At 70.0% G+C, this 18,980-nt stretch carries 18 protein-coding genes; 9 read left to right on the forward strand and 9 right to left on the reverse strand.

The window, feature by feature from the left end:
- Positions 1-284 precede the first annotated feature (284 nt).
- From prmC to AAHG09_RS00350, 4 genes are all read right to left on the reverse strand, one after another.
- Positions 285-1,208 carry a peptide chain release factor N(5)-glutamine methyltransferase gene (gene prmC / locus AAHG09_RS00335; RefSeq protein ID WP_342104362.1) on the reverse strand — a complete coding sequence of 308 codons (924 nt, stop codon included), beginning with the start codon at positions 1,206-1,208 and terminating at the stop codon, positions 285-287.
- A gap of 11 nt (positions 1,209-1,219) precedes the next feature.
- Positions 1,220-2,305 carry a peptide chain release factor 1 gene (gene prfA / locus AAHG09_RS00340; protein ID WP_342104364.1) on the reverse strand — a complete coding sequence of 362 codons (1,086 nt, stop codon included), beginning with the start codon at positions 2,303-2,305 and terminating at the stop codon, positions 1,220-1,222.
- Between the two features lie 213 nt (positions 2,306-2,518).
- A complete protein-coding gene (gene ptsP, locus AAHG09_RS00345; protein WP_342104366.1) occupies positions 2,519-4,780 on the reverse strand; it encodes a phosphoenolpyruvate--protein phosphotransferase in 2,262 nt (753 codons plus the stop codon).
- A gap of 189 nt (positions 4,781-4,969) precedes the next feature.
- Positions 4,970-6,205, reverse strand: a complete 1,236-nt coding sequence (locus AAHG09_RS00350) for an aspartate kinase (protein WP_342104368.1) — start codon at positions 6,203-6,205, stop codon at positions 4,970-4,972.
- Positions 6,206-6,406: 201 nt separating this feature from the next.
- On the opposite strand from AAHG09_RS00350, the gene ubiG reads away from it, so the two are divergent.
- The 6 genes from ubiG (at position 6,407) to AAHG09_RS00380 (ending at position 10,571) form a co-directional block, all read left to right on the forward strand.
- A complete protein-coding gene (gene ubiG, locus AAHG09_RS00355; RefSeq protein ID WP_342105435.1) occupies positions 6,407-7,168 on the forward strand; it encodes a bifunctional 2-polyprenyl-6-hydroxyphenol methylase/3-demethylubiquinol 3-O-methyltransferase UbiG in 762 nt (253 codons plus the stop codon).
- A gap of 46 nt (positions 7,169-7,214) precedes the next feature.
- A complete protein-coding gene (locus AAHG09_RS00360) occupies positions 7,215-7,778 on the forward strand; it encodes a YbhB/YbcL family Raf kinase inhibitor-like protein (RefSeq protein WP_342104370.1) in 564 nt (187 codons plus the stop codon).
- Between the two features lie 176 nt (positions 7,779-7,954).
- Positions 7,955-8,533: a PAS domain-containing protein gene (locus AAHG09_RS00365; RefSeq protein ID WP_342104372.1), complete on the forward strand. Its 579-nt coding sequence runs from the start codon at positions 7,955-7,957 to the stop codon at positions 8,531-8,533.
- A 163-nt stretch (positions 8,534-8,696) separates the two neighbouring features.
- Positions 8,697-8,822 (forward strand): type B 50S ribosomal protein L36, encoded by a 126-nt coding sequence (ykgO, locus tag AAHG09_RS00370; protein ID WP_003601867.1) that lies wholly within the window; start codon positions 8,697-8,699, stop codon positions 8,820-8,822.
- Positions 8,823-8,946: 124 nt separating this feature from the next.
- On the forward strand, positions 8,947-9,558 hold the full coding sequence (locus AAHG09_RS00375; RefSeq protein ID WP_342104375.1) for a tetratricopeptide repeat protein: 612 nt from the start codon (positions 8,947-8,949) through the stop codon (positions 9,556-9,558).
- Positions 9,555-10,571, forward strand: a complete 1,017-nt coding sequence (locus AAHG09_RS00380) for an alpha/beta hydrolase (protein WP_342104377.1) — start codon at positions 9,555-9,557, stop codon at positions 10,569-10,571. The genes AAHG09_RS00375 and AAHG09_RS00380 overlap by 4 nt, the downstream gene beginning before the upstream one ends.
- Positions 10,572-10,883: 312 nt before the next feature.
- Here the strand turns inward: AAHG09_RS00380 and pyk are convergent, their stop codons facing one another.
- The 3 genes from pyk to AAHG09_RS00395 form a co-directional block, all read right to left on the reverse strand.
- Positions 10,884-12,320 carry a pyruvate kinase gene (gene pyk / locus AAHG09_RS00385; protein WP_342104379.1) on the reverse strand — a complete coding sequence of 479 codons (1,437 nt, stop codon included), beginning with the start codon at positions 12,318-12,320 and terminating at the stop codon, positions 10,884-10,886.
- A 65-nt stretch (positions 12,321-12,385) separates the two neighbouring features.
- Positions 12,386-12,868, reverse strand: a complete 483-nt coding sequence (locus AAHG09_RS00390; protein ID WP_342104381.1) for a DUF1036 domain-containing protein — start codon at positions 12,866-12,868, stop codon at positions 12,386-12,388.
- Positions 12,834-14,153 carry a glycerate kinase type-2 family protein gene (locus AAHG09_RS00395; RefSeq protein WP_342104383.1) on the reverse strand — a complete coding sequence of 440 codons (1,320 nt, stop codon included), beginning with the start codon at positions 14,151-14,153 and terminating at the stop codon, positions 12,834-12,836. Before AAHG09_RS00395 ends, AAHG09_RS00390 begins: the two co-directional genes overlap by 35 nt.
- Positions 14,154-14,331: 178 nt before the next feature.
- Here AAHG09_RS00395 and AAHG09_RS00400 point away from each other — a divergent pair, with 178 nt between their 5' ends.
- The 3 genes from AAHG09_RS00400 (at position 14,332) to AAHG09_RS00410 (ending at position 15,844) form a co-directional block, all read left to right on the forward strand.
- On the forward strand, positions 14,332-15,093 hold the full coding sequence (locus AAHG09_RS00400) for an N-formylglutamate amidohydrolase (RefSeq protein WP_342104385.1): 762 nt from the start codon (positions 14,332-14,334) through the stop codon (positions 15,091-15,093).
- Positions 15,094-15,152: 59 nt separating this feature from the next.
- Positions 15,153-15,461, forward strand: a complete 309-nt coding sequence (locus AAHG09_RS00405; protein WP_342104387.1) for a DUF1244 domain-containing protein — start codon at positions 15,153-15,155, stop codon at positions 15,459-15,461.
- Positions 15,462-15,565: 104 nt separating this feature from the next.
- Entirely contained in the window at positions 15,566-15,844 is a 279-nt protein-coding gene (locus AAHG09_RS00410; RefSeq protein ID WP_191991933.1) for a DUF2312 domain-containing protein, read from the forward strand.
- A 58-nt stretch (positions 15,845-15,902) separates the two neighbouring features.
- Here the strand turns inward: AAHG09_RS00410 and AAHG09_RS00415 are convergent, their stop codons facing one another.
- A complete protein-coding gene (locus AAHG09_RS00415; RefSeq protein WP_342104389.1) occupies positions 15,903-17,738 on the reverse strand; it encodes an alkaline phosphatase family protein in 1,836 nt (611 codons plus the stop codon).
- A 185-nt stretch (positions 17,739-17,923) separates the two neighbouring features.
- Positions 17,924-18,961, reverse strand: coding sequence for an aspartate-semialdehyde dehydrogenase (locus AAHG09_RS00420; RefSeq protein ID WP_342104391.1), 1,038 nt, complete (start codon positions 18,959-18,961; stop codon positions 17,924-17,926).
- Positions 18,962-18,980 lie beyond the last annotated feature (19 nt).

The raw sequence follows: 18,980 nt of genomic DNA on the forward strand, positions 1-18,980 counted from the left end.
TGTCAAACCGCCGCGCCGTCACGCGCGCTCTGGTCCAACGGTTTGGGGATCGGCGAACCCATCGGCGACCTGTGGTCGTCACCGACCATAGCGATGTCCGTCTTAACGAACCGTTCGCGATCTTCAAGCCAACACTAGCGTTCCCCGGCTCGCGCAACAAGCATTTTTTCGATGCGATCACCCTCTGCCGAGATGGGCTGCGTTGCGGCCAAAGAGTCCGTCCAGGAGAGCCAGCCAATAGGAGCGCCGGGCCGCGCCCGAATGCGACGCGCTCGACCCGGCGTCTAGTGGCGATCGATCCTCAGGTGGGGATCACCATGGCCTTTGGGAAGACCGAAGGACAGCACGCGGTCATGGCCCGCCAGATCGCGGGTCAGGCCACGATCCACGAAGCCCGCTGCGGCGGCCAGGCTGCGCACCGACGCCGCCTGATCGTAACCGATCTCGACTGCGAGCACGCCGGCGTGCGCCAGCAGGTTCCCCGTTCGGACCCCGTCGAGGATGCGCCTGTAGGCGTCGAGGCCGTCGGCCCCGCCGTCGAGGGCCGCCAGCGGATCGTGCATTCGCACCTCCCGGTGCAACGTCGGGATGACGTCGCGCACGATGTAGGGCGGGTTCGACACCACGAGATCGAAGGTCTGGTCAGCGGTCCCGCGCATCGCGTCGCACCAGTCTCCCACCGCGAAGGCCGATCGCCCGCCGAAACCGTTCGCCGCGAGATTGTGACGGGCCATCGCGAGGGCGGCGGCTGAACGGTCGAGCCCGATCCCATAGGCCCGGGGCAACTCGCTGAGGAGGGCCGCCAGGATACAGCCCGAACCCGTGCCCAGATCCAAGCACCGCAGCGGTGCACTGCGGTCGGAGACGCTGGCGAGCGCAGCCTCGACCAGGATCTCGGTATCCGGCCGCGGGACCAGAGTCTCGGGCGCGAGCCGGATCGGCAGGCCCCAGAACTCCCAGGCGCCCAGGATGCGGGCCACCGGCTCGCCGGCAAGACGCCGCGCCAGGGCGGCATCCAGGGCGACCGCTTCGCCGTCATCCAAGGGGCGATCGCCCTCGACGAGCAGATCGCGATTCTCGAGCCCCAAGACCCCCAGCAGCAGGAAACGGGCATCGCCCGCCGCGTCGCCGGGATCGGCGGTCTCCAACGCGGTCCTGCAGTGCCGCAGGGCCGCGCGGCGGGTCAGGCCCCGGCTCGATCCGGTCATCGCGGTGCCGCTCAGGCCATGCCCTCGGCGGCCAGGAGTTCGGCCTGATGCTCGGTGATGAGGGCGTCCACCACCTCGTCGAGGGCGGTGCCGGCCATCACCTCCTCCAGCTTGTAGAGGGTCAGGTTGATCCGGTGGTCGGTCACGCGGCCCTGTGGGAAGTTGTAGGTCCGGATCCGCTCGCTGCGATCGCCCGACCCGACCTGCGCCTTGCGGTCGGCCGCCCGGGCGGAATCCTTGGCATTCCGCTCCGCCTCGTAGAGCCGGGCGCGCAGCAGCGCCATGGCGCGGGCCCGATTCTTGTGCTGCGAGCGCTCTTCCTGGACGAACACCACGATGCCGGTCGGCAGGTGCGTGATGCGGATCGCCGATTCCGTCTTGTTCACGTGCTGGCCGCCCGCGCCCTGGGCGCGCATCGTGTCGATCTTCAGATCCGCGTCGTTGACGTGGATGTCGACCTCCTCGGCCTCGGGCAGCACCGCCACGGTGGCGGCCGACGTGTGGATCCGCCCCTGTGTCTCGGTGTCGGGTACGCGCTGCACCCGGTGGGCGCCGCTCTCGAATTTCAGACGCGCGAACACGCCCCGGCCCTTCACCTCGGCCACGACTTCGCGGAAGCCGCCGACCGTGCCCTCGCTCTCCGAGATCACTTCGACCCGCCAGCCCTTCGACTCGGCGTACTTGGCGTACATCCGGAACAGGTCGCCGGCGAAGAGCGCCGCCTCGTCGCCGCCGGTGCCGGCGCGGACTTCCAGGATGGCGCTCTTCTCGTCGGCCGCATCCTTGGGCAACAGCAGGAGCTGCAGGTCGCGATGCGCCGCCTCCAACGCCGCCTGCGCCTCCGGCTTCTCCTCGGCGGCGAGTGCCCGCATCTCGGAGTCCGTGCCCGGCTCGTCGATCAGGGCCTCGACGCCCGCGAGGTTCTCCAGGGACGCCCGATAGTGGCGGATCGACGCCACGACCGGATCGAGGTCCGACAGCTCCCGCGAGAGCTGGACCACGGTGTCCGGATCGCCCTCGCCCGAGGCGAGCTGCGCGGTGACGATATCGTGCCGCGCCAGGATGGCGTCGAGGCGCTCGGTGGGAAAGGGAATCATCGCCCGTGTTTCTGGAGCTCTGTGCGCGGCGTCCCGGCGGGGGCGCGAATCCCGTCTCGGACGCGGAAGGGGTGTGGTCCGCAGGTTCGAGACCCGGCGTCCGGTCCTCCCCCGCGCGTCTCCCGTTCGAGAACGGACATCGCGGCGCGCCGCCCGAGAGCGTCGTAGCGTTGCCGTACAACCCCGGCCGGATATCCGGCAAGGGTTGAGACTCTAGATAGGAACACCGTGGGCCTGCGCGAAGGCGGTGAGCGCCGGGCGCAGCGAATCGCCATCGTGCATCCGCGCCATCTCGGTGTCGATGAGGTCGGCGACCGCGCGAGCGTTGAGGCTCAGCACCATCGCCTTGACCGGGCCGATCGCGGCCGGCGACATCGACAGGTCCCGGTAGCCCAAGCCGATCAGCGCCATCGCGTCGAGGGGCCGCCCGCCGATCTCGCCGCAGACTGTCACCGGGCAGCCGGCGGCGTTCGATCGCTCGGCGATCAGCCGGAAAGCCCGGAGCGCCGCAACGCTGAGCGGATCGAACCGGTTGGCCACCCGGCGATTCTCGCGGTCGACCGCGAACAGGAACTGCATCAGGTCGTTCGAGCCGACCGACAGGAAGTCCGCCTCCCGGGCGATCTCGTCGATCTGGAACAGGAGCGAGGGTACCTCGATCATCGCGCCGAGCCGGCACTCAGTCGGAAGCGCGTAGCCGTGACGCTTGAGATAGGTCTTCTCGCGCTCGACGATGCCGCGGGCGCGGACGAACTCGTCCACGGTGGCGACCATCGGGAACATGATCTTCAACGGGTCGCCGTTGGCGGCCTTGAGGAGCGCACGGAGCTGCATGCGCAGCAGCGCCGGCCGGTCGAGGCCGATCCGGATCGCCCGCCAGCCCAGAGCCGGGTTCTCCTCCTCGAGCTTGGCCATGTAGGGCAGGATCTTGTCCCCGCCGATATCGAGGGTGCGCACCGTCACGGGCTTGCCCTTCGAGGCGGCGAATACCTTCCGGTAGAGTTCCTGCTGCTCGTCCGCCGACGGCATGCGCTGCGCCACCATGAACTGCAGCTCGGTGCGGAACAGCCCGACGCCCTCGGCACCGGTCTCCTGCAGGTGGCTGAAATCGACCAGCAGCCCGGCATTCAGATGCAGGCCGACCCGCACCCCGTCGCGGGTCCGGGCGGGCACGTCGCGCAGAGCCCGGTACTGCTCCTGACGGCGGGCGCGCAGCCGCACCATCTCGGCATAGGCGGCCTCGACCTCGGGGCCGGGGCGGACATGGATCTCGCCGGCCACGCCGTCGACGATGATGGCATCGCCCGCATCGCACAGCGCGGTGGCGTTCTCGACTTCGCCCACCGCCGGGATCCCCAGCGCCCGGGCCACGATCGCCACGTGGCTGGTCGGGCCGCCCTCCTCCAGCACGATGCCGCGCAGGGTCGAAGCCTCGTAGTCGAGCAGCGCCGCCGGCCCCATGGTCCGGGCCACCAGGATGGCGTTCTCGGGCAGCACCAGCACGCCGGCCGCCTCGGGGCCGATCAGCGCGCGCAGCAGCCGGTTGGCGAGGTCGTCGAGATCGTGCAGCCGCTCGCGCAGATACGGATCGGACTGGCGCATCATCTTGGCGCGGTTGTCCGACTGGACCCGCTCGACGGCCGCCTCGGCGGTGAGGCCGGAGGCCACGGCCTCGCGCATGCGCCGGAGCCAGCCCTTGTCGTGGGCGAACATCCGGACGGTCTCCAGCACCTCGCGGGATTCCGCCGTCCCGATCCGGTCGCCGCGCTCCACCAGGGCGTCGATCGCCGAGCGCACCTCCTCGATCGCCTCGTCGAGGCGGGCGACCTCGCGCTCGACGTTCTCGGCGATCAGCGTCTTCACGACGACGCGGGGCTCGTGCAGCACGACGTAGCCGAGGCCGATGCCGTCCGCGAGGGCGATGCCCCGCGACAGGACCGGGCGACGGGCGGCCGTGCCGGCATCCGGGGCCAAGCCCTCCAGCTCGCCCGACGCGATCATCTCCGAGAGCACCATGGCGGTGGTCTGGAGCGCCTCGATCTCCTCCTCGGAATAGACCCGGTAGGTCTTGTTCTGAACGGTCAGCACGCCGAGCGTGTTGCCGGCGCGCAGCAGCGGCACGCCCAGGAAGGCGTGATAGGCCTCTTCGCCCGTCTCCGGGCGGTACGAGAAGGCCGGGTGGTTCTGGGCGTCGGAGAGGGAGAGCGGTTCGGCCGTGCGGGCGATAAGGCCGACGAGGCCCTCGTCGGCGCGCATGCGGGTCTGGTGGACCGCCTCGCGGTTCAGGCCCTCGGTGGCGAACAACTCCAACGTGTTGTCATCGCGCAGCACGTAGACCGAGCAGACCTCCGCCACCACGTTGGCGGCGATCAGGACGACGATGCGGTCGAGGCGTGCCTGGGGGCTGACCGGCTCCGCCATCGCTTCGCGGAGGCGGCGCAGCAGCAGGCGCGGGCCTCCGGGCGCAGCGGGCATCGGTTCGTCGTTCCAGTGTCGGTGAGCGGCCTTGGCGTCGACCACCCTGCAACCTTGGCGCCAAGATCGGGACGGTCTGCGCCGGATGGACCGTGCCGCACGCTCCAGACACGCGCTGGGATCGGCGAAACGGTCCGCGTCTGTTCAGGTCACACCACGCGCCCTGATCGAAACGGCGTCGTCCCAGGCTCAGGCCTGATCCAGGCCGTATAGCGAGTGGAGCGTGCGCACGGCAAGCTCCGTGTAGGCGGCCTCGATCAGCACGGAGAACTTGATCTCCGACGTGGTGATCGCGCGGATGTTGATTCCCTTCTCGGCGAGCGCCCGGAACGCCTTGGCGGCGACGCCCGCGTGGCTGCGCATGCCGACGCCGATCGCCGAAACCTTCACCACGTCGGTGGCACCCTCGATCTGCGCGTAGCCGATCTGCGTGCGGGCCTCGTCGAGGATCTTTCGGGCGCGCTCGTACTCGGCGGACGGCACCGTGAAGGTCATGTCGGTGGTCGACTGGTCGCCCGATACGGTCTGGATGATCATATCGACGTTGATGTTGGCATCCGCCAGCGGCCCGAAGATCGCGGCGGCGACGCCGGGGCTGTCCTTGACCTGACGCAGGGTGATCTGCGCCTCGTCCCGGGAGAAGGCGATCCCGGTGATGATCTGCTGTTCCACGATGTCGTCCTCGTCGCAGATGAGGGTGCCCGGTCGCGCGGCGTCCGGCGGATCGAAGGAGGAGCGCACCGTCGTCGGCACCCGGTGAACCATGGCGAGCTCCACCGAGCGCACCTGCAGCACCTTGGCCCCGAGCGAGGCCATCTCCAGCATCTCCTCGAAGGTGACCCGCTCCATGCGGCGGGCCTTCGGCACGATGCGCGGATCCGTGGTGTAGACCCCGTCCACGTCCGTATAGATGTCGCAGCGCTCGGCGCCGATCGCGGCCGCCACAGCCACCGCCGAGGTGTCGGAGCCGCCGCGGCCCAGCGTCGTCACCCGGCCGGTCTCGGCGTGAACGCCCTGGAAGCCCGCGATCACCGCGACCTCGCCCTTGGCGAAGCCGGCTTCGAGATTCTTCGGGTCGATCTCGGCGATGCGGGCCGAGCCATGCGCGTCCGAGGTCACGACCGGGATCTGCCAGCCCTGCCAGGAGCGGGCCTTCAGCCCGTCCTTCTGGAGCGCGATCGCCAGGAGGCCGGCGGTGACGAGCTCACCCGAGGCGACGACTGCGTCGTATTCCTTCGGGTCGTAGAGCGGGTTGGCGTCCTTGACCCAGTCGACCAGCTCGTTGGTCTTGCCCGACATGGCCGAGACGATCACGGCGACGTCGTAGCCGGCCGCCACCTCGCGGGCGACGTGGCGCGCGACGTTGCGGATGCGATCGACGTTGGCGACGGAGGTGCCGCCGAATTTCATCACCAGACGGGGCATGGTCTCTCGGTCGCGGGTTCCCGATGGCGACGGGGATGGGACCGGAGCGGCCGGTCCGAAGGGTGTGGGGCGGGTACAAGCGGCTCGGTAAGGTGTCAACAACCGGCCAAGCATGGCGTCCCGATGGCGCCTGCACGCCGCGGCGACTTCGACGACCCCGTCGTGCTAAGGCGCGACCCGTACTTCGAGGACGGGACGCGCATGGACAGGGCAGCCACGGAGAGCGGCAGCGGGGGCTTCGTCGACCGCGGCGAGGTCGCCCGGTTCGACGCGCTCGCCGCGACGTGGTGGGACGAGGCCGGGCCGATGCGGGTGCTGCACCGATTCAATCCGGTGCGGCTCGCCTATATCCGCGACGCCCTCTGCCGCCATTACGGGCGCGATCCGCGTACGCCCTTCCCGCTCGACGGCCTCACGATCTGCGATGTCGGCTGCGGCGGCGGCGTGCTGTCGGAGCCGCTCGCGCGCCTCGGCGCGACCGTGACGGGGCTTGACCCGGCCGAGCAGAACATCGCCGTGGCGCGCGCCCACGCCGCGTCCGCGGGCGTGCCGGTCACCTATCGCGGCGAGACCATCGAGGCGGTCGTGGCCGCGGGCGAGCGCTTCGACGCGGTGCTGATCATGGAGGTGGTGGAGCACGTTTCCGACATGCCGGCCTTTGTGCGCACGGCCTGCGCGGCGGTGAAGCCCGGCGGGATGCTGTTTGGCGCGACCCTCAACCGGACGATGCGCTCCTTCGCGCTCGCGATCGTGGGCGCCGAGTACGTGCTCGGCTGGCTGCCGCGTGGCACCCACGACTGGGACAAGTTCGTGACGCCGGACGCGTTCGGCGGCGCGATCCGGGCGGGCGGCCTATCGGTGACCGACACGGTCGGCGTCGTGTACAACCCACTCACCGACGGCTGGCGCACCGGACGGGATACGGCGGTGAACTACATGGTCGCAGCCGAACGACGGAACTGAACCCCGCGCGCCCTTCGCCGTTGGCAACGCGGCGGAGACGACGGCGATGCTCGAGAAGATTCCCAGCGTTGTGGGCGAGGCCCTGTCGGGTCTGAAGGCCGGCACCGAGAAAACGGCCTTCCACGAGGTGTTTGCCGATGTCCCGGTCACGCTCGCGTTGAGCAGTCCCGCCTTCGCCGACGGCGCCGCGATGCCGGCCCGCTTCACCGCGGATGGTGCGGGCATGTCGCCGCCGCTCGCCTGGACCGGCCTGCCACCGGACACCGCCTGCGTGGTTCTGCTGGTCGAGGATGCCGGCAGCCCGACGCCGCATCCGCTGGTCCATCTGATCGCCTGGAACATCCCCGCCGACCGGACCGGGCTCGGCGAAGGCGACGTTTCGCGGCCCGACGCGGACGTGTCGCTCGGCCGGAACAGCTTCCTGCGTACGGCTTGGCTTCCGCCGGATCCGCCGAGCGGTCACGGCCAGCACGCGTACCTGTTTCAGATCTACGCCCTGCGTCGGACGCTCGATCTGGCGAAAGATCCCGGCCGCGGCGCACTCCTGAGCGCGATGAAGGGCCTCGTCGCAGCCAAGGGCATGCTGACCGGAACCTACGCCCGTGCCTGAAGGGCGATGATCGTGGCCCGATGCATGCGAAGTTCGCGTACGCTGCGTTGTGTCACGTTTTGAAACCTCTAGTATTTCCGCCGGAAACCCTGGGTTCGGGCAGTACCTTCGAAGCGTGATGGGAGAGCGAGCCTGTGGGGGTCGACGCACGGCCGAAGCGACGGGGCAGTGACAGCTTGGCGCGCGCGCTCGCTGCGTCGGATGTCGGCACTTGGGAATGGCATCTCGACGACGAGGTTCTGCGTTGCGACGCGGTCGCGGCGGCGATGCTCGGGGTGCCCCGGGCCCGGGGGGACAGGGGCGGTACCTTCGCGGCACTGCTCGATCGGATCCATCCGGGGGATCGGCTGAGGATCGGCTCGCTGATCGAGGACCTTCGTCGGCAGGGCGGCCTCTTCGCGGCGCAATTTCGGACTGTCCTCGAGACGGACGATGTGCGGTGGGTGCTGGCCCGCGGGCGCTTCAATCGGGGCGCCGGGGATCGTGTCGGCGAGGCGCGCGGGATCGTCATCGACGTCACGGCGAGCCACGAAGATGGCATGTTCGATGAGGCCGCCTTCTTGGCCACCGACACCGCGAACGACGGCATCGATCGGGTCGCCGAACTCGCGCTGATGCTGTTCGAATCAGCGGCCGCGAACCTGCGCCAGCAGGAGTTCGATCGACTCAAGCCCGTGCTGGATGTCCTGCTGCACGAGATCGGACGGCAGCTCGTAGGGACACCGTCAACGGCACAGATCGATCTCATTCACTGAGCGGCGCGCCGGGCTGCGCCTTGCCTTCCCGGTGGGAATCCTGATAAGGCGACGCCATTCCGCGATGCGTGTGCCGTGATCGCTGGGCGCCAGCGCGCGTCCTGCCCCGCGACGACGTTCCCGACACCCAATCCATGGACGGCCCTCCGGGCTCGAGAGACCGATGAAGATCCGCAACTCCCTCAAGTCCCTGCGCGGCCGTCACCGCGACAACCAGCTCGTGCGCCGCAAGGGCCGGGTCTATGTGATCAACAAGACCCAGAAGCGCTTCAAGGCCCGCCAGGGCTGACGCCAATCGGATAGACCGGCTTCGACCGGGATACAGCAGCCGTACCCGCCCGGGTGCGGCTGCTTTCGCATGCGCGGCACCGCGGCACGTTGACGGGTCGGCTGACGACGCACACTCTGGCTCCATGATGCCGGCCCGCCTCCTCATCGCCCTGGTCTGCCTCTCGGCGCTGACAGCCGCGCCGCCCGCGGCCAAGGCGGCTCCGGAGCCGAATCGCCCCGGCCGGATGGCATCGGAGGCGAAGCCCGCGCCGAAGCCGCCGAGCCTCGACGATCTGTTCGCCCGCCTGCGCGCCAGCGAGGATCCGGCAGAGGCCAAGGGCATCGCGCGGCTCATCGAACGGCGTCTGGCCGGTTCCGGGAGTCCGACCGTCGATCTTCTGACCGATCGCGCCCGGCAGGCCGTCACGGCCCACGACTTTCCCCTCGCCGCCGAGCTGATGGACCGGGTGACCGCCCTCGAACCCAACTGGTCGGAGGGCTGGAACCGACGCGCCACGGTGTTCTGGCTCCTGACCGACAAGGACGACGCGATCGGCGACCTGAAGCGTGCGCTGGTCCTGGAGCCGCGCCACTTCGAGGCCTGGGCGGCCCTGGGGCGGATCTACGAATCACAGGACGACAAGGCACGGGCGCTGGCGGCCTTCCGCCGGGCCAAGGCGCTCTACCCGCAGATGGACAAGATCGGCGAGGCGATCGACCGCCTCGCGCCGGAGGTCGACGGCCGCGACCTGTGACCCGGGTGCTCGGCGTCCTCCTCACGCTCGCGGCCCTGCCCTTCGCGGTTCTGGGTCTCGTCCTGATCGTCGGCGCGCTGGCGACCCTCGCGATCACCGCGCGGGTGAGCGCCGCCTACCCGCCGGCCGGCCCGTTCGTCGCGGTGACCGGCGGCCGCCTGGCCACGATTCAGGACGGTCCGGCGGATGGCCCTCCGATCGTCCTCCTGCACGGCGCCTCGGCCAACGCCTCGGACCCGATGGAGGGCGTCGGTCGCCGTCTCGCCGCCCGGGGCTTCCGCGTCATCGCCTTCGATCGTCCGGGCTTCGGCTGGAGCGACCGGATCGCCGGCGCCGACGCCGCCGCGCCCGCCGTGCAGGCCCGCCTGATCGCGGAGGCACTCGCCACGATGGGCGTCGGTCCGGCGATCGTGTTCGGACATTCCTGGGCGGGTTCACTCGCTCTGGCGCTCGCCCTCGATCACCCGGAGCGGGTCTCGGCCCTCGTCCTGGCGGCCCCCGTCGCCATGCCGATGGCGGACCGGCTGCCCGATCTGCCCTGGTACTGGCGGCTTGCCGTGCAGCCGCCGGTGGCGTGGCTGCTCAGCCGCACGGTCGGGCCGCCCCTGGCGCAGCGCTTCCTGCCGGAGGCGGCCCGCCGGGTGTTCACCCCTCAAGCGGAGAGCCCGGATTACCCGGAACTCTCCCGGGCGGCGCTGGTCCTGCGGCCCGGAACGTTGCTCGCCAACGTGCAGGACCTGCTCGGCCTGACGAAGGCGTTGGCCGCCCAGGCCCCGCGCTACGGCGAGATCCGGATGCCCACCCTGGTCATCGCCGGCGAGGCCGATCCGATCGTGCGCAGCGCCGAGCAGGCGGTGCCGCTCGCGCGGGCGATCCCGGGGGCTCGGCTCATCCTGCTGCCGGGGATCGGCCACATGCTCCAGTACGTGGCATCTGAGCGCGTGACGGAGGAGATCGCCAAGCTGTCGGCCGGCGCGGCCAGCGCGGCGACAGCGACCCCCGCGGCCCACTGAGGCGCTCTGATTCGAGTCAACTCCTCGGGGAAGCAAAGTCGGGCAGGACGTTTATGACGGAGCGCGCCGGCCACCCTCTCCCCGCGCGCTGGGAGAGGGCCGCACGGACCTCGCCAACCGTGCGGGAAGCGGAGTCGAAGCCGGAGCGGCGGTGAAAGGTCGATTCCGGGCGAGTCTCCTCCGGCACCTCCCCCTCACCTTCGGCTGCCGCCTCGCTTCACGCCCCGACAAGGGGGCAGGAAGCGCTCTCCCCGCCCGCGGGCAGAGGGGAATCTCCGACCCTGCAAAGTGTTCGGCGCGTTCGCTGCAACCTCACGCCTTCTCGGCGTGCTCGCGGGTGATGAAGGTGAGGCGCACGAGGTTCGTCGCCCCGGGCGTGCCGAAGGGCAGGCCAGCCACCACGATCACCCGATCCCCCACCGCCGCAAAGCGCTCGCGGACCGCGAACTTGGCGGCGCGGAACGACATGTCGTCCACGTCGCTGGCGTCCTTGGTGACGATCGGATGGGTTCCCCAGGCGAGCGCGAGGCGGCGCGCGGTCTCGCGCCGGGGCGTCAGGGCGATCACCGTGGCGTTCGGGCGCTCGCGCGACAGGCGCAGGGCCGTCGAGCCGGAACTCGTCCAGGCCATGATGGCGTCGAGGTCGAGGGCGTCCACCATCTGGTGCGCGGCCGCCGCGATCGCGTCGTTGGCGGTATGATCCGGCGTCGCGCTCTGGGCGCGGATGATCGACCAGTAGAGCGCGTCCCGCTCCACCTGCTCGGCGATGCGGCTCATGGTTTCCACCGCGGCGATCGGGTGCGCCCCCGAGGCGCTTTCGGCCGAGAGCATCACGGCGTCCGCACCCTCGTAGACGGCGGTCGCCACGTCCGAGACCTCGGCGCGGGTCGGGACCGGCGCCGTGATCATCGATTCGAGCATCTGGGTCGCGACCACGACCGGCTTGCCGTGGCGCCGGGCTCCCCGGGTGATGCGCTTCTGAACGCCCGGGACCTGCTCCAGCGGCATCTCCACGCCGAGGTCGCCGCGAGCGACCATCAGGCCATCCGAGATCTCGATGATCTCGTCGAGCCGGGTCAGCGCCTGCGGCTTCTCGATCTTGGCCATCACCAGGGCGCGGCCGGCGCAGACCTTCTTGACCTCGGCGACGTCCTCGGGCCGCTGGACGAAGGACACCGCGATCCAGTCGGCGCCGGCATTGAGGCCGGCATCGAGATCGGCGCGGTCCTTGTCGGTCATGGCCGGCACCGGGATCACCGTATGCGGCAGCGACACGCCCTTGCGGTTGGAGATGCGCCCGCCGACCTCGACCCGGGTCACCGCCCGGTTCTCCGACGTCTCGACCACCGACAGCCGCAGCTTGCCGTCGTCGAGCAGGATCGCGTGGCCGGGCTCCAGGGCCTGCAGAATCTCCGGGTGCGGCAGGTGGCAGCGCGCGGCGTCGCCGGGTGTCGGATCGCCGTCGAGCACGAAGCTGGCGCCGCCCTCGATCATCACGGCGCCGTCCGCGAAGGTGCCGAGCCTCAGCTTCGGCCCCTGCAGATCGACCAGGATCCCGATCGGGCGCTTGGCCTCCCGCTCGATGGTGCGGATCGCCTCGACCTTCTCGGGCAGCTTCTCCCGGGGGAGATGGCTCATGTTGAGCCGGAACACGTCCACCCCCGCGCGGAACAGCCGCTCGATCATCTCGGGCGAATCGGAGGCGGGCCCGAGGGTGGCGACGATCTTCGTGCGACGCGAGCGTTTCAAGCGTATTCCTCCGGTGTCGGGACCGCGCGCCTCGCGGCGTCGTCGGATGTCGGGCTGGGCGGCGCTTACGGTTTCGCGGGGGCGTCCGCGCGATTCGGATCGGTGAGCTGGATGGTCCAGCTCTTCTGCTCGCCGGTATCGACCTCGAAGAAGCCGTTCCGGTCGTAACCCCGCGCCAGGCAATCCTCGATCCCGCGGATCGTGAATTCCGAGTCGCGGGTGCACATCAGCGAGCGCCCGTTCCACTCGCCGCCGCGCGTGTAGTCCACGGCGAAGACGTAGTAGAACCGTGCCGCCAGCGCGCCCTTGAGCAGCGTCTCGCAGGCCTTCGGCGCGAGATCCCACCAGCCCTCCGTGACCCAGCCCTGCGGGTCGCGGTAGCCCAGCGAAATCCCGACCTTGCTCCCGGTCTGATTGCAGAGGCGCAGATCGGCCTTCGCGGGGCCCGCGCCGAGGAGCGCGAACCCGAGGGCTACGAGGACGGGACGGAGCCGAGCCGCCGGAACGCGAACCTTAATTGACGAGGATGATGCGGCAGTCGTTGACATTGGTACAGGTCGGACCGGGGTTCACGAGGTCGCCGAGGGCCGCGAAGAACGCGGTGGAGTCGTTCTGGTCCAGCATCGCGGCCGGGTCGAGGCCGGCGGCGCGGGCGCGCTCCAGCGTGGTGGGATCGACGATGCCGCCCGCAGGGTCCGTGGCGTGCCCGCGGCCGCCATCGGTGCCGTCCGTGTCGGCGCTGATGCCCGAGATGCCCGGCTCCCCCGCCAACGCCACCGCGAGGGCCATCGCGTATTCCTGGTTCGGGCCGCCATTGCCCTCGCCCCGGATGGTCACGGTGAGCTCGCCGCCCGAGATCAGCGCGACGCGCCGGCCGGAATCCTTGTGGCGCTTGGCCGCGACGGCGTGCTCGGCGGCAACCTCGCGGGCCTCGCCCTCCAGATCAGCCCCCAGCATCACCGGCTCGTAGCCGGCCGCCCGGGCCGCCTCGGCCGCCGCGTTGAGGGCGTCGATCGGGCGGGCGATGATGCGATATTCCGCCCGGGCGAAGGCCGGATCGCCCGCCTTCGGCGTCTCGTTGTTGGCGTCGTTGAGCAGGCGCACCGCCTCTTCCGGCAGCGGAATCCCGCGGCGCTCGCAGATCGCGCGGGCGTCGGCCAGGGTCGACGGATCGGGCACGGTCGGCCCCGAAGCGATCACCGCGGGGTCATCGAACGGCACGTCCGAGATCGCCAGCGTGAGGATCCGCCGCGCGTTGCGGGCGGCGAGCGCGAGGCGCCCGCCCTTGATCCGGGAAATGTGCTTGCGCACCGTGTTGATCTCGCCGATCGGCGCGCCGGAGCGCAGCATCGCGCGGGTGATCGCCTGCTTCTCGATGAGCGTCAGCTCGCCGGCCGGGGCGATCCAGTTGGCCGAGCCGCCACCGGAGAGCAGAACCAGGACCTCGTCGTCCGGCCCGGCCTCGGTGGCGAGCCGCAGGGCTTCCTTGGTCGCCGCGATCCCGGCCTCGTCGGGGACGGGATGGCCCGCCTCGACCATGTGGATCCCCGGCGCGTCCTGCCCGTAGCCGTGCCGCGCCACCGCGAGGCCCACGATCCGGTCGTCGCCGAGCCCGTGCTGCTGCCGGTAGAACCGGCTGGCCACCGCGCTCATGCTGCCCGCGGCCTTGCCGGCGGCCAGGATGATCAGCCGGCCCGGGCTCGGCTCGGGCAGGTGCGGCGGCAGGGCGAGATCGGGATGGGCGGCCCGGATCGCCGCCGTGAGCAGGCTGTCGAGCAGCGCGCGCTGCGCCTGGATGGCCGGATCGGCGGCGGGCGGGACGGTCTCGGTCATGGCGTCGGACGGGCTCCTCTCTCGACCCGATCGCACGATCCCCGCCCGTTTCTTGCCTGGGCGGCGGGCCCGTTTCTTGCCGTGAGCGCACGATCCTTGGTAGGTGATCTGCCCGAGCCTTCGCGCCACGGCAAGCGCCTTCGGCGTGCCCGCACAGATTGGAAGACTTCGGAGCCCCGTGACCTGTCCGGACGTTGAAGCTGCGGCCGCTCCGCATCCCTGTGAGATCATCCCGGGCGACCCTGCCTGCGGCCTCGTCATCGCCTGCGACCACGCCTCGAACTATGTCCCGCCGGATATCGAGCTCGGCCTGCCGGCCTCCGAATTCGGCCGGCATATCGCGTACGACATCGGCGCGGCGGCGGTGACCCGCAGCCTGGCGGCGGCGCTCGGGGCGCCCGCGATCCTGACGAACTTTTCCCGCCTGATCATCGATCCGAATCGGGGCCGCGCCGATCCAACCCTGGTGATGCGGCTCTCCGACGGGGCCGTGGTGCCGGGCAACGCCCGGATCGACGAGGCCGGCAAGCAGGCGCGGATCGCCCGCTTCTACGCGCCGTTCGATGCCGCCCTCGACGCGGCGGTCAACGCCGCCGAGGCGGCGGGCCGGCCGCCCGCGATCCTCACCATGCACAGTTTCACGCCGTACTGGCGCGGTATTCCGCGGCCCTGGCAGGTCGGCATCCTGTACGATCGGGACGCGCGATTCGCCCGCCCGCTGATCGAGGCCCTGGCGGCCGATCCGGCCGGGCTGAACGTCGGCGACAACCAGCCCTACGGCGGTGGCCTGCCGGGCGATACGATCGACCGCCACGCCACGGTGCGGGGCCTGCCAAACGCCCTTGTGGAGATCCGCCAGGATCTGATCACCGGCGAAGCAGGTCAGGCGGAATGGGCGGATCGCTTCGCCCGGATCCTCCGGCCGCTGATGGCAGCTTGATCCGGACGCGTCCGGTTCCGAGATCTGGGTCGTTGCCCGAACCGGAAGGTCACGACCCGATGAGCGAAATCGACCCCCGCACGCAGACCGAACTCGAAGCAGCCGTGTTTCGGCGACTGGTGGCGCATCTGCGCACCCGCACCGACGTGCAGAACATCGACCTGATGAACCTGGCGGGCTTCTGCCGGAACTGCCTGTCCAACTGGCTGAAGGACGCCGCCGACGAGACGGGCGTTGCGCTCTCCAAGGACGAGAGCCGCGAGGCGGTCTACGGCATGCCGTATGAGGAATGGAAGGCGAAGCATCAGACCGAAGCCAGCGCCGCGCAGCAGGCCGGTTTCGCGGCGAATCAGGCCAAGGGGCATTGAGGCGCCGCGAATCGGTTCAGCTTCCGGTAAGTTCGCCCCGTTAACCACGGGTCCAGGGCGCAACTGCGCCGTGTCATCCGGAGAGCCCCATGAACGCCCATTCGATGCCCACCGCCGCGCAGCGGCCCGGCGGCGACGTCTCGTCGGCCGAAGGCGTGGCCGCCGACGAACTCAAGCAGTTCATCGAGCGCCTGGAGCGGCTTGAGGAAGAGAAGGCCGGCATCATGGGCGACATCAAGGAGGTCTTCGCCGAGCTGAAGGGCCGGGGCTTCGACGCCAAGGCGGTGCGGACCATCCTGCGGATCCGCAAGCAGGACCACAGCGAGCGCCAGGAGCAGGAGGCCATCCTCGAGCTCTACCTGCAGGCGCTCGGTATGGCGTAGGCGGCCTGACCCGTGCCGGATATCGCATCCGGCACGGAACCGGGCTTCGTGAGGGTCGTCAGTGATGGGCCGCGGACGATGCCGGCGGAGCGTCGTCGATCAGACCCAGCGTCCGCCCCGGATACCCGGCGGCATCGAAATAGCGGGTCTCGCCCACCGTCTGATACCGCAGGATCGTCGTCAGCCCGGCCGCGTCCGGCTGCGAGCGCAGGACATGCGGCTCGGCCTTCGAGGTCGCGCCGTTCGCCAGCGCCTCCGTGAGCACGCGGCCGACCAGCGTGCCCTTGGCGGGAATCGTCAGGTCGAGGATCCGCGCGATGGTCTTGCCGAGATCGGCGTTGCTCGCCGGCACGGGGCTTTCGAAGCCGGTGCGGAAACTCGGGCCTGCGGCGCCCATCACGTTGCGCGTGTCGGCCCGCGAGAAGCTGCCGTGCATGCCTTGGCCCTGCTGCAGCGCCGTGTCGGACACCTCGACGCCGCAGGTCGTCGGATCCGCGCAGCCGGTCGAGAAACTGCGGAAGTTGACCACGATGGCGGGCATCGGCGTCAGCGCCGAGCCGTCCAGCGCGATGGCCGAGAGCGGCAACGCCCCCGGGATCGGTCCGAGCGCGGCGCTCACGAACAGGCCGCTGACGTAATCCTGCTGCGACAGGGCCTCGACCACGCGCTGCGCCAGGGCCCGGTCGCCGGTCGGGATGTTGACGAGGTCCGAGCCGCCATTGGCCGCCACCACCACGTCCGGCTTGCCTGCATCCGCGCCGATCAGGCCGTTCGCCCGGCTCGGGAATTGATTTGCCTCAAGCTTGGCGCCCTTGGCGTCCGGATCGAACAGGGTCAGCCCCAGCGCGTGCGCGATGTCGATGGCCACGAAGCCCGGCGGGAGCTGACGGCTCGGCACGCCCTTGTAGCTCTGGGTCGCGGCGAAACTCGTGGCGCTCTCCTTGGAGATGGTCGAGAAGCCGTGATCCGAGGTCAGGATCACGTCGGTCGTCTCGGCAAGCCCCTGATCCTTGAGGGCGGCCAGCAGCGTGGCGAGGTTGGTGTCGGCGTTGCGGATCGCAGCCAGGCTGGTCGGGCCGTTGATGCCGGGGACCAGCCGGCCGAGACTGTCACCTTGGTTGTGCTGGGACCCGTCTGGATCGCGTGACCAGAAGACCAGCACGAACGGATGCCTGCGCGCATTGAACAGCGGCAGCACCGCCTTGGTGGCGACATCGGCGAAATAGGCCTGCTGCTCGACATTGGCGGACAGCGTGCCGGGCGTCTCGGCATTGCCCGCCGGACCGTTGGCGCCGCGGGTTGGCGCCTGGACCGGCAGGCCCAGGGCGCCGAGGCGCGTCTTGAGATCGTCGTTCAGCGGAATGCCGCCGGCGCGGCCGGTGCTGTCGTCGATCAGGATCGTGTCCTGGCCCGAGCGGGCGGTGTGATCGAAGACCAGGGACGGCCCGAGCTTGCCGATGCTGGCGGTCGACATCCCCTTGGCGTGGGCCGCCCGCAGGATCGTCTCCTCATTCAGGTAGTTGCCGGCGAAATGCTCGTCGACATCACCCAGCACCGGGTCGTTCTCGAGGAAGGGCGTGAGGCTCTCGCCCGCCCCGGGCACCGGGAAGGCGGTGTAGATCGTATTCCCGTATTGGCCGGTATCGCCGAGCATGTGCCCGGTCGCCATCGCGGTGGCGTTGGGCATCGTGAAGGTCGGGAACAGGGAATGGGTGTTGGTGAAGCGTACACCGGACTTCATGAGCCGGTCCATGGTCGGCGCGTTCGCGGCATTCACCATGCCGTAGCGCAACCCGTCGGCGATGAAGAGCACGACGTTGGGGGGCTCGGCCCGGGCTCCGGACGCCGCCAGGAGCCCCAATCCGATCAGGCAGGATGAGAGTGCGCGCCGCACGACGAATCTCCGATGGTTTCAGAGAGCGGCGTGAGCGGAGACCGTGACAGGCGCGTGACAGGGGGGTGTGGAGTGGTACCGCTTCTCCCCCCTCCCCCGCAGAGGGGGGAGGGAGGGAGCGTCGCGGGTTCCGATCATTCGGTCGGAGATGCGGGCCGAAGCCCGCATCCCTGTCGCGCCTGCCCTCAGGCGGCGCGCTTGGCGCGGTTCAACAGCTTCCGGTTTACCAGCACCTCGGCGATCTGAACGGTGTTCAGCGCCGCGCCCTTGCGCAGGTTGTCCGAGACGCACCAGAAGTTCAGGCCGTTCTCGATGGTCGCGTCCTCGCGGATGCGCGAGATGTAGGTCGCGTCCTCGCCGGCCGCCTCGTGGGGCGTCATGTAGCCGCCGTTCTCGCGCTTATCGATCACCAGCACGCCGGGGGCGGCGCGCAGGATCTCGGTGGCCTTCTCGGGGGAGAGCGGACGCTCGAACTCGACGTTCACCGCCTCGGCATGCCCGATGAAGACCGGGACGCGGACGGCGGTCGCCGTCAGCTTGATCTTCGGATCGAGCATCTTCTTGGTCTCGGCGACCATCTTCCACTCTTCCTTCGTGTAGCCATCCTCCATGAACACATCGATGTGGGGGATGACGTTGAAGGCGATGCGCTTGGTGAACTTGCCGCCCTCCTTGATCTCGCCGGCGGTGAAGACGGCGCGGGTCTGGTTGAACAGCTCGTCCATCGCCTCCTTGCCGGCGCCGGACACCGACTGGTAGGTCGAGACCACGACGCGCTTGATCGTCGCCGCCTCGTGCAGGGGCTTCAGCGCGACGACCAGCTGCGCGGTCGAGCAGTTCGGGTTGGCGATGATGTTGCGCTTGGTGAAGCCTACGATCGCATCGGCGTTCACCTCAGGGACGATCAGCGGCACGTCGGCGTCGTAGCGGAACGCCGAGGAGTTATCGATCACCACGCAGCCCTGCTGGCCGATCCGGGGCGACCACTCCTTCGAAGTCTCGCCGCCGGCCGACATCAGGCAGATGTCCGTGTCGGAGAAATCGTAAGAATCGAGCGTTTTGACCTTGAGCGTCTTGTCGCCGAAGGAGACCTCCTGGCCCTGGCTGCGGCGCGAGGCCAGCGCCACGACCTCGTCGGCGGGGAAAGCCCGCTCGGCCAGGATATCGAGCATCTCGCGGCCCACGTTGCCCGTGGCGCCGACGATGGCGACCTTGTAACCCATCTCTCGTCTCCGCGCGGAA

The organism is Methylobacterium guangdongense (genome assembly GCF_038442355.1).
Classification (GTDB): Bacteria; Pseudomonadota; Alphaproteobacteria; order Rhizobiales; family Beijerinckiaceae; genus Methylobacterium; species Methylobacterium guangdongense.

Excerpts from the sequence above, each read along its gene's own strand:
- AAHG09_RS00375 (WP_342104375.1), top strand. The coding sequence starts at position 8,947 with ATGATGCCGGCCCGCCTCCTCATCGCCCTGGTCTGCCTCTCGGCGCTG.
- AAHG09_RS00360 (WP_342104370.1), top strand. The coding sequence starts at position 7,215 with ATGCTCGAGAAGATTCCCAGCGTTGTGGGCGAGGCCCTGTCGGGTCTG.
- AAHG09_RS00395 (WP_342104383.1), bottom strand. The coding sequence starts at position 14,153 with ATGACCGAGACCGTCCCGCCCGCCGCCGATCCGGCCATCCAGGCGCAG.
- ubiG (WP_342105435.1), top strand. The coding sequence starts at position 6,407 with ATGGACAGGGCAGCCACGGAGAGCGGCAGCGGGGGCTTCGTCGACCGC.
- AAHG09_RS00390 (WP_342104381.1), bottom strand. The coding sequence starts at position 12,868 with ATGTCAACGACTGCCGCATCATCCTCGTCAATTAAGGTTCGCGTTCCG.
- prmC (WP_342104362.1), bottom strand. The coding sequence starts at position 1,208 with ATGACCGGATCGAGCCGGGGCCTGACCCGCCGCGCGGCCCTGCGGCAC.
- AAHG09_RS00405 (WP_342104387.1), top strand. The coding sequence starts at position 15,153 with ATGAGCGAAATCGACCCCCGCACGCAGACCGAACTCGAAGCAGCCGTG.
- AAHG09_RS00350 (WP_342104368.1), bottom strand. The coding sequence starts at position 6,205 with ATGCCCCGTCTGGTGATGAAATTCGGCGGCACCTCCGTCGCCAACGTC.
- ptsP (WP_342104366.1), bottom strand. The coding sequence starts at position 4,780 with ATGCCCGCTGCGCCCGGAGGCCCGCGCCTGCTGCTGCGCCGCCTCCGC.
- prfA (WP_342104364.1), bottom strand. The coding sequence starts at position 2,305 with ATGATTCCCTTTCCCACCGAGCGCCTCGACGCCATCCTGGCGCGGCAC.
- ykgO (WP_003601867.1), top strand. The coding sequence starts at position 8,697 with ATGAAGATCCGCAACTCCCTCAAGTCCCTGCGCGGCCGTCACCGCGAC.
- AAHG09_RS00410 (WP_191991933.1), top strand. The coding sequence starts at position 15,566 with ATGCCCACCGCCGCGCAGCGGCCCGGCGGCGACGTCTCGTCGGCCGAA.
- AAHG09_RS00420 (WP_342104391.1), bottom strand. The coding sequence starts at position 18,961 with ATGGGTTACAAGGTCGCCATCGTCGGCGCCACGGGCAACGTGGGCCGC.